Source organism: Massilia sp. AB1, from assembly GCF_018119385.1.
In the GTDB taxonomy this organism is placed as follows: Bacteria; Pseudomonadota; Gammaproteobacteria; order Burkholderiales; family Burkholderiaceae_D; genus Telluria.
In genome coordinates this window covers 137,513-151,175 of record NZ_JAGKSG010000001.1, presented here as the reverse complement: position 1 = coordinate 151,175, position 13,663 = coordinate 137,513, and the positions used below count along the sequence as shown (strand labels likewise).

The 13,663-nt window shown below is 65.3% G+C and carries 9 protein-coding genes and 2 tRNA genes; 3 read left to right on the top strand and 8 right to left on the bottom strand.

What is annotated here, in order from left to right:
- Positions 1 to 39: 39 nt before the first annotated feature.
- Both J8847_RS00660 and J8847_RS00655 read right to left on the bottom strand, forming a co-directional pair.
- Complete coding sequence (locus J8847_RS00660) at positions 40 to 237, bottom strand: hypothetical protein (RefSeq protein ID WP_211522749.1); 198 nt, start codon at positions 235 to 237, stop codon at positions 40 to 42.
- A gap of 54 nt (positions 238 to 291) precedes the next feature.
- On the bottom strand, positions 292 to 3,891 hold the full coding sequence (locus tag J8847_RS00655) for a hydantoinase B/oxoprolinase family protein (RefSeq protein ID WP_211522748.1): 3,600 nt from the start codon (positions 3,889 to 3,891) through the stop codon (positions 292 to 294).
- A 107-nt stretch (positions 3,892 to 3,998) separates the two neighbouring features.
- On the opposite strand from J8847_RS00655, the gene J8847_RS00650 reads away from it, so the two are divergent.
- Complete coding sequence (locus J8847_RS00650; RefSeq protein WP_211522747.1) at positions 3,999 to 5,486, top strand: NAD(P)H-hydrate dehydratase; 1,488 nt, start codon at positions 3,999 to 4,001, stop codon at positions 5,484 to 5,486.
- On the opposite strand, the gene J8847_RS00645 is transcribed toward J8847_RS00650, so the two are convergent.
- On the bottom strand, positions 5,483 to 6,172 hold the full coding sequence (locus J8847_RS00645) for an ABC transporter ATP-binding protein (protein ID WP_211522870.1): 690 nt from the start codon (positions 6,170 to 6,172) through the stop codon (positions 5,483 to 5,485). The two genes, J8847_RS00650 and J8847_RS00645, sit on opposite strands and share 4 nt — an antisense overlap.
- Positions 6,173 to 6,200: 28 nt before the next feature.
- Here J8847_RS00645 and J8847_RS00640 point away from each other — a divergent pair, with 28 nt between their 5' ends.
- Together J8847_RS00640 and mnmH are read left to right on the top strand one after the other, a co-directional pair.
- Complete coding sequence (locus J8847_RS00640) at positions 6,201 to 6,830, top strand: arylesterase (RefSeq protein WP_211522746.1); 630 nt, start codon at positions 6,201 to 6,203, stop codon at positions 6,828 to 6,830.
- Positions 6,827 to 7,882, top strand: a complete 1,056-nt coding sequence (gene mnmH, locus J8847_RS00635; protein ID WP_211522745.1) for a tRNA 2-selenouridine(34) synthase MnmH — start codon at positions 6,827 to 6,829, stop codon at positions 7,880 to 7,882. The genes J8847_RS00640 and mnmH overlap by 4 nt, the downstream gene beginning before the upstream one ends.
- A gap of 229 nt (positions 7,883 to 8,111) precedes the next feature.
- Here the strand turns inward: mnmH and J8847_RS00630 are convergent, their stop codons facing one another.
- The 5 genes from J8847_RS00630 to lon form a co-directional block, all read right to left on the bottom strand.
- Positions 8,112 to 10,022 (bottom strand): SurA N-terminal domain-containing protein, encoded by a 1,911-nt coding sequence (locus J8847_RS00630; RefSeq protein WP_211522744.1) that lies wholly within the window; start codon positions 10,020 to 10,022, stop codon positions 8,112 to 8,114.
- A 119-nt stretch (positions 10,023 to 10,141) separates the two neighbouring features.
- Positions 10,142 to 10,218 (bottom strand) — tRNA-Asp (locus J8847_RS00625).
- Between the two features lie 18 nt (positions 10,219 to 10,236).
- A tRNA-Asp gene (locus J8847_RS00620) sits at positions 10,237 to 10,313 on the bottom strand.
- A gap of 127 nt (positions 10,314 to 10,440) precedes the next feature.
- Positions 10,441 to 10,713: an HU family DNA-binding protein gene (locus J8847_RS00615; RefSeq protein ID WP_211518051.1), complete on the bottom strand. Its 273-nt coding sequence runs from the start codon at positions 10,711 to 10,713 to the stop codon at positions 10,441 to 10,443.
- Between the two features lie 392 nt (positions 10,714 to 11,105).
- On the bottom strand, positions 11,106 to 13,508 hold the full coding sequence (lon, locus tag J8847_RS00610) for an endopeptidase La (RefSeq protein ID WP_211522743.1): 2,403 nt from the start codon (positions 13,506 to 13,508) through the stop codon (positions 11,106 to 11,108).
- Positions 13,509 to 13,663 lie beyond the last annotated feature (155 nt).

The window sequence follows — 13,663 nt, the reverse complement described above, 5'->3', positions numbered from 1 at the left end:
ACGGAGGCCGGGCGTGCGCGCTCCCGCGCCGCTGCGTGCTCAGGCCAGGGCTTCCTTGGCCGCTTCCTCAGGCGTCAGGCCTTCGTAGAACTGGTCGGTAAACCACTCGACCTGCTCTTCGATGTGATCCTGCGCCTGCTTGACAGTCGCGCCGCCGGCGACGAGGAATTGTTCGACCTCGATGCACCACTGGATGAACGCCAAGGTTTCTTCGTCGAGTTCTTCTTTCTTGGCCATGGCTTTTTCCTTTATCGATCCTGGTCCCATTCTACCGCAGCGGCGCGCCGTGCCCTAGGCTTTCCCGAAGCCGCCTCCGCCGGGCGTCTCGACCACGAACAGGTCGCCCACGCCCATATCGGTCTTGCCGATGTGGCCCAAGACCTCGGCCCTGCCATCGGCCCGGATCACGGTGTTGCGGCCGCGCTCGCCCGGCTCTCCGCCCGCCATCCCGAAGGGCGCGTAGATGCGGTTGTTCGACAGGATCGCCGCAGTCATCGGCTCCAGGAAACGGAGCTTCCTCACGCCGCCGTTGCCGCCATGCCAGCGCCCCGCCCCGCCCGAAGCCTGGCGGATCTCGTAGCTCTCCAGCCGTACGGGGAAGCGGAACTCCAGGATTTCCGGATCGGTCAGGCGCGAGTTGGTCATGTTGGTCTGCACCACATCCGTGCCGTCGAAGCCCTCGCCCGCGCCCGAACCACCTGAAATGGTCTCGTAGTACTGGTAACGCGCATTCCCGAAGGTGAAGTTGTTCATGGTCCCCTGGGCCGCCGCCATCACGCCGAGGGCGCCGTAGAGCGCATTCGTGATGCAAGTTGAGGTTTCCACGTTGCCCGACACCACCGACGCCGGATAATGCGGGTTCAGCATGGAGCCAGGCGGAATGATGACCTTCAGGGGTTTCAGGCAACCCGCATTCAGCGGAATCTCGTCGTCCACCAAGGTGCGGAATACGTACAGCACGGCCGCCATGCACACCGCCGAGGGCGCGTTGAAGTTGTTCGGCAGCTGGCCCGAGGTACCGGTGAAGTCGATTTCCGCGCTGCGCGCCGCCTGGTCGACGCGGATCGCCACCTCGATGCGCGCCCCGTTGTCCAGTTCATTCACGAAGTGGCCATCCTTGAGCGCCGAGATCACACGCCGCACCGCTTCCTCGGCGTTGTCCTGCACGTGGCCCATGTAGGCGCGCACCACGTCCAGCCCGAAGTGCGCGACCATCTTGCGCAGTTCCTCGACGCCCTTCTGGTTGGCGGCGACCTGGGCGCGCAGGTCGGCCATGTTCTGGTCGGGATTGCGCGCCGGGTAGCGCGCGCCCAGCAGCAGCGCGCGCGCTTCTTCTTCGCGCAGCACGCCGTCCGTCCCGTCGACCAGCTTGAAGTTGTTGATCAGGACGCCCTCCTGCTCGATGTGGCTCGAGTCCGGCGGCATCGAGCCGGGTGTGGTGCCGCCGATGTCGGCGTGGTGGCCGCGCGAGCCGACGTAGAACAGGATCTCCTGCCCCGCCTCGTCGAACACCGGCGAGATTACGGTGACGTCCGGCAGGTGGGTGCCGCCGTTGTAGGGGTCGTTCAGCACGTAGACGTCGCCCGACTTCATGCGTCCCGCGTTCTCGCGCATGACGGTCTTGATGCTCTCGCCCATCGAGCCCAGGTGCACCGGCATGTGGGGCGCATTGGCCACCAGGTTGCCGTCATGGTCGAAGATCGCGCAGCTGAAATCGAGGCGTTCCTTGATGTTGACCGAGTAGGCCGTGTTCTGCAGGCGCAGGCCCATCTGCTCGGCGATCGACATGAACAGGTTGTTGAAGATTTCCAGCATCACCGGATCGGCCGTGGTGCCGATCGCGCGGCGCTCGGGCAGCGCTTCGACGCGGGCCAGCACCAGGTGGTTGTAGGGCGTCACCTGCGCCTGCCAGCCCGGCTCCACGATGGTGGTGGCGTTGTCCTCGGCGATGATGGCCGGGCCGCGCACCGTGTGTCCCGGCGCCAGCGCGCGGCGCGTATACACGCCGGTATCGCGCCAGCTGCCGCCGCTGAACATGGGGACCGTCTCGGCCGGCCGCGGTGCGCCCGCCTGCGCCTGCGTGCTCGCCTGCTGTTCCGGCGGCGCATCCGAGCGGCCGATGGCTTCGACCGATACGGCTTCCACGACGAGCGCGCGCGAAGGCATCAGGAAGGAATAGCGGCGCTTGTAGGCCTGTTCGAACTGCGCCTGCATCGCCGCCATGCCGCCGTACAGGACCACCAGCGCCGAGTCGGTGCCTTCGTAGCGCAGGTGGACGCGCTCGACCAGCGCAATGCGCTCCGGCGCCACGCCCTGGGCCAGCAGCTGGCCGCGCGCCTGTTCGCCCAGCGCGGCCAGGCGGGATGCGAGGCCGGACAGCGCCGGTTCGCCCAGGCGCTCCTCGACAGCCTGCTCGCGCATCGCGGTCTGGTCGGCCAGGCCCATGCCGTAGGCCGACAGCACGCCGGCCAGCGAATGGATGAAGACCGTCTTCATGCCCAGCGCATCGGCCACCAGGCAGGCATGCTGGCCGCCGGCGCCGCCGAAGCTGGTCAGCGCGTATTCCGTGACGTCGTGGCCGCGCTGCACCGAGATCTGCTTGATCGCGTTGGCCATGTTGCCGACCGCGATCTGGATGAAGCCTTCGGCCACGCTTTCCGGGCTCGGACGCTCGCCGGTGGCCTGGAAGATCTCCTCGGCCATGGCGGTGAAGCGCGCCTCGACGGTCTCGGCATCGAGGGGCTCGTCGCCGCCCGGCCCGAACAGGTGGGGGAAGTACTGCGGCCGGATCTTTCCGAGCATGACGTTGCAGTCGGTGACCGCCAGCGGACCGCCGCGCCGGTAGCTGGCCGGGCCCGGATTGGCCCCCGCGCTGTCCGGCCCCACGCGGTAGCGGCTGCCGTCGAAATGCAGGATCGAGCCGCCGCCGGCCGCCACGGTATGGATGCTCATCATCGGGGCGCGCATGCGCACGCCGGCGACCTGGGTCTCGAACACCCGCTCGAACTCGCCCGAGAAGTGCGACACATCGGTGGAGGTGCCGCCCATGTCGAAGCCGATGATGCGCTCGAAGCCGGCCAGCTGGCTGGCGCGCACCATGCCGACGATGCCGCCCGCCGGTCCGGACAGGATGCTGTCCTTGCCCTGGAAGGCGCGCGCATCGGTCAGGCCGCCGTTGGACTGCATGAACTGCAGGTTCACGCCCGGCAGCTCGCCGGCGACCTGGTCGACGTAGCGGCGCAGGATCGGCGACAGGTAGGCGTCGACCACCGTGGTGTCGCCGCGCGCGACCAGTTTCATCATGGGGCTGACTTCGTGCGAGACCGAGACCTGGGTAAAGCCGATCTCGCGCGCCATGCGCGCGACCAGCGCTTCGTGCCGCGTGTGGCGATAGCCATGCATGAAGACGATGGCGATCGAGCGCACGCCCTGATCGTAGGCCTGCTGGAGGGCGGCGCGGGACTTCTCCTGGTCGAGCGCCTGCACCACGTCGCCGTGGGCGCCGATGCGCTCGTCGATCTCGATCACTTCCGCATACAGCAGTTCCGGCAGCACGATATGGCGGTCGAACAGGCGGGGACGGTTCTGGTAGGCGATGCGCAGCGCATCGCGAAAGCCCCGCGTGATCGCCAGCACCGTGCGCTCGCCCTTGCGTTCCAGCAGCGCGTTGGTCGCGACGGTGGTGCCCATCTTGACCGCCTCGATGCGCTCGACCGGCACCGGCGCGCCGGCCTGCACGCCCAGCAGGTGGCGGATGCCGGCCACGGCGGCGTCGCGGTATTGTTCGGGATTCTCGGAAAGCAGCTTGTGCGTGAGGAGCTGGCCGTCGGGCTTGCGCGCCACGATGTCGGTGAAGGTGCCGCCACGATCGATCCAGAACTGCCAATCCATGAGTGTCTCCGCTAAGCTTGTCGAATCGCCTATTGTAGTCCCACGGCGCGCCGGTTTTGGCGAAAATGCACGACAATGGCCGTCGTCTCAACAGGATGAGTCATCGTATGGAAAACTGTCTGTACACGGTCGCGCAGCTGCGCGCCATCGAACAAGCCGCCTATGCGGAGCTGGCGCCGGGCACCCTGATGCGGCGCGCCGGCAAGGCGGCCGCGGACTATGCGCTCGAACTGCTGGGCGAGGACCGCAGCCAGCCCGTGCTCATCCTCGCCGGCCCCGGCAACAATGGCGGCGATGCGCTCGAGATGGCGGCCAACCTGGCCGAGGCCGGGGTCGACGCGACCGTGCTGCATCTGCCGGGCAGCGCCGAAGCTTCCAGCGAGACGGCCGCCGCCTACGAGCGCGCCCGCTCGGGCACGGTCGGCTGGATCGACATGCTGCCGCCCGGCGCGCAGTGGGGTCTCGTGGTCGACGGCCTGTTCGGCATCGGCCTGTCGCGGCCGATCGAAGAGCCTTATCGCGAACTGGTCACCGGGCTGGACCAGCTGCGCTGCCCGATCCTGGCGCTGGACGTGCCGAGCGGCCTGGATGCCGACAGCGGCGCGGTGGTCGGCGGCCAGGATGGCGTCGCGGTGCACGCCACCCACACCCTCACCTTCCTCGGCGACAAACCGGGACTGCATACGGCCGATGGACGCGACCATGCCGGGGAAGTCCGCGTGGACATGCTGGGCGTGGAGGCGGCCAAGCTGCCCCTGGCCGGCGCACGGCTGAGCGGTATCGGCGTCTTCGCCCGCCATCTTGCGGCGCGGCGCCACAACACCCACAAGGGCAGCTTCGGCGACGTCGCCATCGTCGGCGGCGCCCACGGCATGGCCGGCGCACCGGTGCTTGCGGCGCGCGGCGCGCTGTATGCGGGCGCCGGGCGCGTCTACGTCGCGGCCCTCGACAAGCCGCCCGGCTACGACAGCTTGCAAGCGGAGATCATGTTCCGCCTGGCGGACGACTTCGAGTTCGACAAGCGCACGCTGGTCATCGGCCCCGGCATGGGCGGCTCGGCGAACGCGATGCGCCTGCTGGCCAAGGCGCTGGACAGCGACAGCCCGCTGGTGATCGATGCCGACGCCCTCAACCTGATCGGCGCCAGCCCCGACCTGCAATCGCGCCTGGCGCAGCGGTCCGCGCCGGCGGTGCTGACGCCGCATCCGCTGGAAGGCGCGCGCCTGCTCGGCATGACCACCGGCGTGGTGCAGGCCGACCGCCTGGAATCGGCACGGGAGATGGCCTTGCGCATGAACGCCACCGTGATCCTGAAGGGTTCGGGCTCAGTGATCGCGCGGCCGGATGGCGAGGTGCTGGTCAACCCGACCGGCAATGCCGGGCTGGCGACCGCCGGCAGCGGCGATGTGCTGGCGGGGATCTGCGGCGCGCTGCTGGCCCAGGGCTGGCCGGGCTGGGAGGCGGCAGCGGCCGCGGCCTGGATCCACGGCGCGGCGGCCGACCTGCTGGTAAAGGAAGGCGTGGGACCGATCGGAATGACGGCGGGCGAACTGCCGGCGGCAGCCCGCAAGCTGCTCAACAGCCTGGCGCGTTAGGAAAGCAGGCGGCCGCCGGCGATGGTGAGGGTGCGCCCGCAGCGGGCGGCCATGGCCGGGTCGTGCGTCACCAGCACCAGGGTCGAGCCGCGCTCGCGGTTGAGTTCGAACATCAGCTGGATCACGGATTCGCCGGTGGCGGCATCCAGGCTGCCGGTGGGCTCGTCGGCGAACAGCAGCGGCGGCTGGGTGACGAAGGCGCGCGCCAGGGCGACGCGCTGCTGCTCGCCGCCCGACAGGTACTTGGGATAGTGCTTCAGGCGGCTCGACAGGCCGACGCGGCCGAGCATCTCAGCCGCCTTTTCACGCGCGGCCGTATCGCCGCGCAATTCGAGTGGCAACATGACGTTTTCCAGCGCATTCAGGTGGCCCAGCAGCTGGAAAGACTGGAACACAAACCCCAGCTTGGCCTTGCGGAATGCCGCGCGGCCGTCCTCGTCGAGGGCGAAGATATCGGTGCCGTCCAGCTCTACCGTTCCCGAGGAAGGGGTATCGAGACCCGCCAGCAGGCCGAGGAGGGTCGACTTGCCGGAGCCGGAAGCGCCGACCAAGGCGAGCGTTTCGGCGGGTTGCACGGTAAAATCAATGTTTTGCAGGATGGTGAGCTCGCCGCTCGCGTCGGCCACCTTCTTCGACAGGCCGCTGACCCGGATCGCGGGTTTGCTCGCTGCTTCATCGGTGACCATATTTTTCACAGCTTCGGGATTATCACGCATGCTTGCTTTTCTTAAGAAATGGGCAGTCTTCCTGCTGGTAACGCTGGCCGCGTCGGCGAGCGCCTATTCTGCACCAAAAACCGTGCTCGTGGTGGGTGACAGCCTGTCGGCCGAATACGGCATCGCGCGCGGGGCGGGCTGGGTCTCGCTGCTGGAGCAGAAGCTCAAGGCCGAGAAGGTCCAGGCCAGGGTCGTCAACGCCAGCATCAGCGGCGAGACCACCAGCGGCGGCCGGGCGCGCCTGCCCGCCCTGCTCGGCCAGCATCGTCCCGACATCGTCGTGATCGAACTGGGCGCCAACGATGGCCTGCGCGGCCTGCCGGTGACTTCCGCGGAAGCCAACCTGCGCGCCATGGTGGCCATGTCAAAGGACAAGAAGGCCGAAGTCCTCCTGGTCGGCATGCGCATGCCGCCGAACTACGGCCGCGCCTACACGGAAAAATTCTTCGACATGTTCAAGAAAGTGTCGACCGAGACCAAGTCGCCGCTGGTGCCCTTCATGCTGGAAGGCGTGGCCGACAAGCCGGCCCTGTTCCAGCAAGACCGCCTGCACCCGCTGGCCGACGCCCATCCGATCATCCTCTCCAACATCTGGCCGCAGTTCGCCTCGCTCATCAAGAAACAATGAAATACCCTGCTGTCCTCGGCTTCGCCGACATCCTGCCCGAGCTCGACCAGTTCGACACCATCATCGACGCGCGCAGCGAGTCGGAATATGCGCTCGATCACATTCCCGGCGCGATCAGCTGCCCGGTTCTGAACGACGAGGAGCGCGTGCGCGTCGGCACCCTGTACAAGCAGGTGGGCGCGTTCGAGGCCAAGAAAGTCGGCGCGCCGCTGGTGGCCGCCAACGTTGCGCGCCACATCGAGGCCCTGTTCGCCGACAAGCCGCGCGACTGGAAGCCGCTGGTCTACTGCTGGCGCGGCGGCAACCGCAGCGGCGCGATGGCGCACATCCTGGCCAAGATCGGCTGGCCGGTGGTGCAGCTGGACGGCGGCTACAAGGCCTACCGCGCGCAGGTGGCGGCGGCCTTGTCGGAGCCGCCGGCGGTGGACTTCCGCGTGGTGTGCGGCACGACCGGCAGCGGCAAGAGCCGGCTGCTGGAAACGCTTGCGCGCGTGGGCGCCCAGGTACTGGACCTGGAACGCCTGGCCGCCCACCGCGGCTCGGTGCTGGGCCACCTGCCGGACGAACCGCAGCCGACCCAGAAGATGTTCGAAAGCCAGATGTGGGACCAGCTGCGGCGCTTCGATTTGTCGAAGCCGGTATTCGTGGAATCGGAGAGCAAGAAGGTCGGCAACCTGCGCGTGCCGGACGCCGTGATGGAGCGCATGCGCGCCTCGCCCTGCATTTCGCTCCAGCTGTCGCGGCCGAACCGCGTGCGGCTGCTGATGGAGGATTACACCCACTTCTGCGCCGATCCCGCGGCGCTCAACGGGCAGCTGGAGCACCTGGTGCAGCTGCACGGGCGCGAGAAGATCGATGCCTGGCACGAGATGGCCAGCGGTGGGCGGATGGCGGAGCTGGTGGACCAGCTGCTGGTGGAGCATTACGATCCGGCGTATCTGCGTTCGATCGACCGGAATTTTGTGCAGTATCCGCAGGCGCGGGTGGTGGAGCTGAGCGATATTGCGCCGGGAGACTTCGAAGCCTTGGCAAAGGCGCTGCACGCGGCATAAACAAGTATTGTTAGCCCGTCGTTCCGGCGAAGGCCGGAACCTAAGTTTTACGCGCCGCCGTTAGCGTCCGAGTTTAGCCGTGCGGCACGCGAACAAACTTGGGTTCCGGCCTTCGCCGGAACGACGGAATAGTGGCGCAGGTTTGAAATACGTCTCTCGTCATGCATACATTCAAAAGACAAAAAGCCCGGCCTGCTCACGCAGCCGGGCTTTTTTTCAGCCGTGTTACTTACTCGGCCTTGGTCTGCGCAGCCTTGGCATTGACCTTGGCCTTCGCCTTGACCTTCAGCGCCTCGATGTAGTTCACCATCTCCTGCTGACCCACGATGCCGGCGATCTGCTGCGCTTCCTGCTCGCGGCGCGCCTGATCAGGCTGGGCCGGCTGCGAGACCTTGCCGATGCGGTACACCGCATAGCCCTGGCCCGGCAGTTCCACGCCCACGTAGGCCGGCAGCTTGCTCACGTCGGCCTTCAGCGCGGCGATCGCGCCGGTCGGGTTGAGCGGCGGCTCCTTGGTGCGCGAGACGATCTTCGCTTCGCCGAAACCAGCCGCATCGCCCGACGCCTTGACGGCAGCCAGCTTCTGCTCGCCGGCGGCGCGCGCCAGGCGGGCGGCTTCTTCGATGGTCACGCGCTGGCGGATCTGCGCTTCGACGTCGGCCAGCGGACGCTTGGTCGCTGGACGGAACTCGAGGACGCGGCCCGACACCAGCACGCTCGGCGCCACTTCCACGGCTTCGGTGTTGCGCTTGTTCTTCACCGCGTCCACGCCGAACAGCGCGGACAGGAACTTCTCGTTGTTGACCGGCGAGTCGCCCAGGGCCGGATTCGGCTTGCGGGTCAGGTTGTCGACGGTCTGGACTTTCAGGCCCAGCTTGTCGACGACCGGCTTCAGGCTGTCCGACTGCTCGTACACGGTGTTGCTGAAGGTCTCAGCCAGCTCCGAGTACTTCTTCGACATCTTCTGCTTCTTCAGGTCGGCGACGATCTCGTCCTTGGCAGCCTCCAGCGGCTTTTGCGAAGCCGGCTTGACCGAGGTGACCTTGATCACGTGCCAGCCGAACTCCGACTGCACCAGGTTGCCGATCTCGCCTTCCCTGAGCGCATAGATCGCGTCTTCGACCGGCTTGACGAACAGGCCCTTTTCGACCACGCCGAGGTCGCCGCCAGCCTGGGCCGAGCCCGGGTCTTGCGACTGCGCCTTGGCGACGGCGGCGAAGCTGGCCGGGTTCTTGCGCACTTCGGCCAGCGCCGCCTCGGCCTTGGCCTTTGCTGCAGCCTGGTCGGCGGGCTTGGCGTCGCGCGGCACGGTGATCAGAATGTGGCTCGCGGTGCGCTGCTCCGGCGTGATGTAGGACTTGAGGTTCTTGTTGTAGTACTCGGTGACCTCAGCGTCGCTCACCTGCACCTGGCTCTCGACCACCGACTGGTCGAACACCACGTACTCCGCCTTCACCTGCTCAGGAATCTGGAACAGCGCGGCGTTCTTGTCGTAATAGGCCTTGACCATGTCGTCGGTGACTTTCACCTGCGGCAGGAAGTTCGTGATCGGGAAGACCAGCTCCTGGACTTCGCGTTCCTGGTCGTTGATGTTCGACAGGCGCGAAGCCACGCTGCGCGGTGCGAAGGCGGTGCCCTGGATCGCGCTCGACAGCTGCTGGGCAGCCAGGTCGCGCGCCAGGCGCTGCTCGAACATCGGACGGGTCATGCCCTGCGACGCCGCAAAGGCCTTGTAGGCCTCGCCATCGAGGGTGCCGTCGGCCTTGCGGAAGCCCGGAATCTCGAGCAGGGTGTTCAGCAGCGACTGGTCGCTGACCGTCATGTGGTTGCGATTGATCTCGGCGTTGAGCGCGCGTTCGGCCACCAGGTTGTTCAGCACGGCCTGCTTGGCTTCCGGCGTTTCGAACAGCTTCTGGTCGAACTGGGCGCCCATCATCTGGCGCGCGCGGTCGATCTGGCGGCGCTGTGCGTCGTCCCATTCCTGCTGGGTGACCTTCTGGCCGGCCACGGTGGCCACGCCCTCGTTGGCATTGCCGCGGTCCTGGTAGCTCTCGAGTCCAACGAGCACGAACGACGGCACGATCAGCAGCAGCAGTGCGCCCTGCATCACGCGCTTGTTGTTACGGACAAAATCAAACATGGTCAGCCTATCAAGCTTGAAAATGCTTTAACAGCACAGTTTAAAAAAAAAGGCGAACTTGCGTTCGCCTCTTCTGGTCTCCCGGGCTCCTTGCGGAGTCACCGGGCTTATCTGAATTCTGGCGGAGCGGACGGGGCTCGAACCCGCGACCCCCGGCGTGACAGGCCGGTATTCTAACCAACTGAACTACCGCTCCAGATTGTGATGTGATGGTTGGCGGAGCGGACGGGGCTCGAACCCGCGACCCCCGGCGTGACAGGCCGGTATTCTAACCAACTGAACTACCGCTCCAACATTTCTCACTTCACTGCGCACCGCTTGGTGAAACGCGAGAGGCCCGCATTTCCAGCCCACGGCTCAATGAAGAACCGATGGCACCTTCTGGTGCACTTCTTCGCGTGTCATCGCGAAGAAGGCATTAGTTTACAGCATCTTTTAACGCTTTACCAGCCTTAAATTTCGGAACCTTCGCTGCCTTGATCTTGATGGGTTCCTTGGTGCGCGGATCGCGGCCGGTACGCGCTGCGCGCTCACCCACCGTGAAGGTGCCGAAGCCGACCAGCGTGACGCTGTCGTTGTTCTTCAGGCTGGTGGTCACCGCTTCGATCATGGCGTCGAGTGCGCGCGTCGCCGAGGCCTTCGTAATGTCCGCGGACTTCGCGATTTCTTCGATCAGTTCTGTCTTGTTCACTCGTTTCCTCGTTAATCCGTTTCCGGCGCCGCGGCGCCGGACCTGCAAAAGTGCAGGGCGTATTAAACAAGGGCAACATTGGTCTGTCAAGCAACAACGGCTGAGCGGGGGCTCGGTTGCGGAAAAGCGTCAAGGAAAATTGCACGGTTTAGCAGACCGCCCTGCCCGTTTAGTTCGGTAGAATCTCCCCTCCGTCGTTCCCGCGCAGGCGGGAACCCAATTCCCGGGTCAGTGAGGAAAGCACCCGTTGTCGGATGGGCGTCAAACTTGGATTCCCGCCTTCGCGGGAAAGACGGTTTTACGGATACGGGTTGAAGTCGAATGGTGTGATGTGCATGCACCAAAAAAACAGGCGCCACATGGGCGCCTGTTCTAGCGGTCATTGAAACCGATCAGTGCTTGACGACTTCGCCTTGCGCGTCGCTTGCAGCCGGGGTGACAGCAACTGCCGACACTTCCACCAGCGGCTCAGGCTGACGCTCCAGCGCAACCTCCAGCACCTTCTCGATCCAGCGCACCGGCACGATCTCGAGCTTGTTCTTGACGTTGTCAGGAATCTCAGCCAGATCCTTCACGTTCTGCTCGGGAATCAGGACCGTCTTGATGCCGCCGCGGTGCGCCGCCAGCAGCTTCTCTTTGAGGCCGCCGATCGGCAGGACTTCGCCGCGCAGGGTGATCTCGCCGGTCATCGCCACGTCGGCGCGCACCGGGATGCCGGTGAAGGCCGAGACCAGGGCAGTCGTCATGCCGATACCGGCCGACGGACCATCCTTCGGCGTCGCGCCTTCCGGCACGTGGATGTGGATGTCGGTCTTCTCGAAGGCCTCGGCCTTGATGCCGAAGCGCTGCGCGCGGCTGCGCACCACGGTGCGGGCTGCCTCGATCGATTCCTTCATCACGTCGCCCAGGGTGCCGGTGCGGATGATCCCGCCCTTGCCCGGCACGTTCACGGCTTCGATGGTCAGCAGGTCGCCGCCCACCTCGGTCCATGCCAGACCCACCACCTGGCCGATCTGGTTTTCCTTTTCGGCCATCCCGAAGTCGTAGCGGCGCACGCCCAGGAACTTGTCCAGGTTCTTGCTGTTGACCAGCACGCGCTTGTCGCTCTTCTTCAGCAGCAGCATCTTGACCACCTTGCGGCAGATCTTCGACACTTCGCGCTCGAGCGAACGCACGCCGGCTTCACGGGTGTAGTAACGGATGATGTCGCGGATCGCCGACTCGTCGACCTTGATCTCGTCTTCCTTCAGGCCGTTGTTCTTGATCTGCTTCGGCAGCAGGTAGCGCTGCGCGATGCTGGTCTTCTCATCCTCGGTGTAACCCGACAGGCGGATCACTTCCATACGGTCGAGCAGCGCCGGCGGAATGTTGAACGAGTTCGAGGTCGCCACGAACATCACGTCCGACAGGTCGAAGTCCACCTCGATGTAGTGGTCCGAGAACGTGTGGTTCTGGGCCGGATCCAGCACTTCGAGCAGGGCCGACGACGGGTCGCCGCGGAAGTCCGCGCCCATCTTGTCGATCTCGTCGAGCAGGAACAGCGGGTTGCGCACGCCTACTTTTGAGAGCGACTGCAGCACCTTGCCCGGCATCGAGCCGATATAGGTACGGCGGTGGCCGCGGATCTCGGCTTCGTCGCGCACGCCGCCGAGGGCCATGCGGACGTACTTGCGGCCGGTCGCCCGTGCGATCGACTCGCCCAGCGAGGTCTTACCCACGCCCGGAGGACCGACGAAGCACAGGATCGGGGCCTTCAGCTTGTCGACGCGCTGTTGCACCGCGAGGTACTCGAGGATGCGTTCCTTGATCTTTTCCAGGCCGTAGTGATCCGACTCCAGCACTTGCTGGGCCTTCTCCAAATCGATGGTGACCTTGGTCTTTTTCTTCCACGGCAGGCCGACCAGGGTGTCGATGTAGTTGCGCACCACGGTGGCTTCGGCCGACATCGGCGACATCAGCTTGAGCTTGCGGATTTCAGCTTGCGCCTTTTCCAGTGCCTCTTTCGGCATCTTGGCGGCGATCACTTTCTTTTCGAGCTCTTCGATGTCGGCGCCTTCTTCGCCTTCACCCAGCTCTTTCTGGATTGCCTTGACCTGTTCGTTCAGGTAGTACTCGCGCTGCGACTTCTCCATCTGGCGCTTGACGCGGCCACGGATGCGCTTTTCGACCTGCAGGATGTCGAGTTCGCCTTCAAGCTGGCCGAGCAGGTGCTCCAGACGCTTGGCGACATTGAAGATCTCCAGGATGACCTGCTTCTGCTCGAGCTTGAGCGGCAGGTGGGCGGCCACGGTGTCGGCCAGGCGGCCGGCGTCGTCGATGCCGGCCAGCGAAGCCAGGATCTCGGGCGGGATCTTCTTGTTCAGTTTGACGTACTGGTCGAACTGCTGGACGATCGCACGGCGCATCGCCTCGACTTCGGAATCGTCGCCGATTTCCGAGGACAGCGGGGTCAGCTGGGCCGTGAAATGGGTCGCGCCATCGGTGATGGTATCGATGCGCGCACGCTGGGCGCCTTCGACCAGCACCTTCACGGTGCCGTCGGGCAGCTTCAGCATTTGCAGAATATTGGCCACGCAGCCGATCTCGTAGATGTCTGCGGCGGAAGGTTCGTCCTTGGCGGCGGCCTTTTGAGCAGCCAGCATGATGCTCTTGCCCTGCTCCATCGCGGCTTCCAGCGCCTTGATCGATTTCGGACGGCCGACGAACAGAGGTATCACCATATGCGGAAACACGACCACGTCGCGCAACGGCAGGAGGGGCAGCGTCGTTTGCTCGGTTAATTTGGAAGTTGTCATGGCATACCTTATAGAAAGCGTGTTGCTGAACTTGGGCACTCACGGCGAAAACTCAAGATGCGCGCCGTGAAAAATATTTTCTACAAGTAAAAGTACTTGATGCGAAAACTAGCCGTTCTAATAAAAGCCGCGGTGTGAAATGAAAAAGCCACCAC

Bases quoted from the DNA above. Each gene is read 5' to 3' on its own strand.
- J8847_RS00660 (WP_211522749.1), bottom strand. From the start codon at position 237: ATGGCCAAGAAAGAAGAACTCGACGAAGAAACCTTGGCGTTCATCCAG.
- J8847_RS00655 (WP_211522748.1), bottom strand. From the start codon at position 3,891: ATGGATTGGCAGTTCTGGATCGATCGTGGCGGCACCTTCACCGACATC.
- J8847_RS00650 (WP_211522747.1), top strand. From the start codon at position 3,999: ATGGAAAACTGTCTGTACACGGTCGCGCAGCTGCGCGCCATCGAACAA.
- J8847_RS00645 (WP_211522870.1), bottom strand. From the start codon at position 6,172: ATGGTCACCGATGAAGCAGCGAGCAAACCCGCGATCCGGGTCAGCGGC.
- J8847_RS00640 (WP_211522746.1), top strand. From the start codon at position 6,201: ATGCTTGCTTTTCTTAAGAAATGGGCAGTCTTCCTGCTGGTAACGCTG.
- mnmH (WP_211522745.1), top strand. From the start codon at position 6,827: ATGAAATACCCTGCTGTCCTCGGCTTCGCCGACATCCTGCCCGAGCTC.
- J8847_RS00630 (WP_211522744.1), bottom strand. From the start codon at position 10,022: ATGTTTGATTTTGTCCGTAACAACAAGCGCGTGATGCAGGGCGCACTG.
- lon (WP_211522743.1), bottom strand. From the start codon at position 13,508: ATGACAACTTCCAAATTAACCGAGCAAACGACGCTGCCCCTCCTGCCG.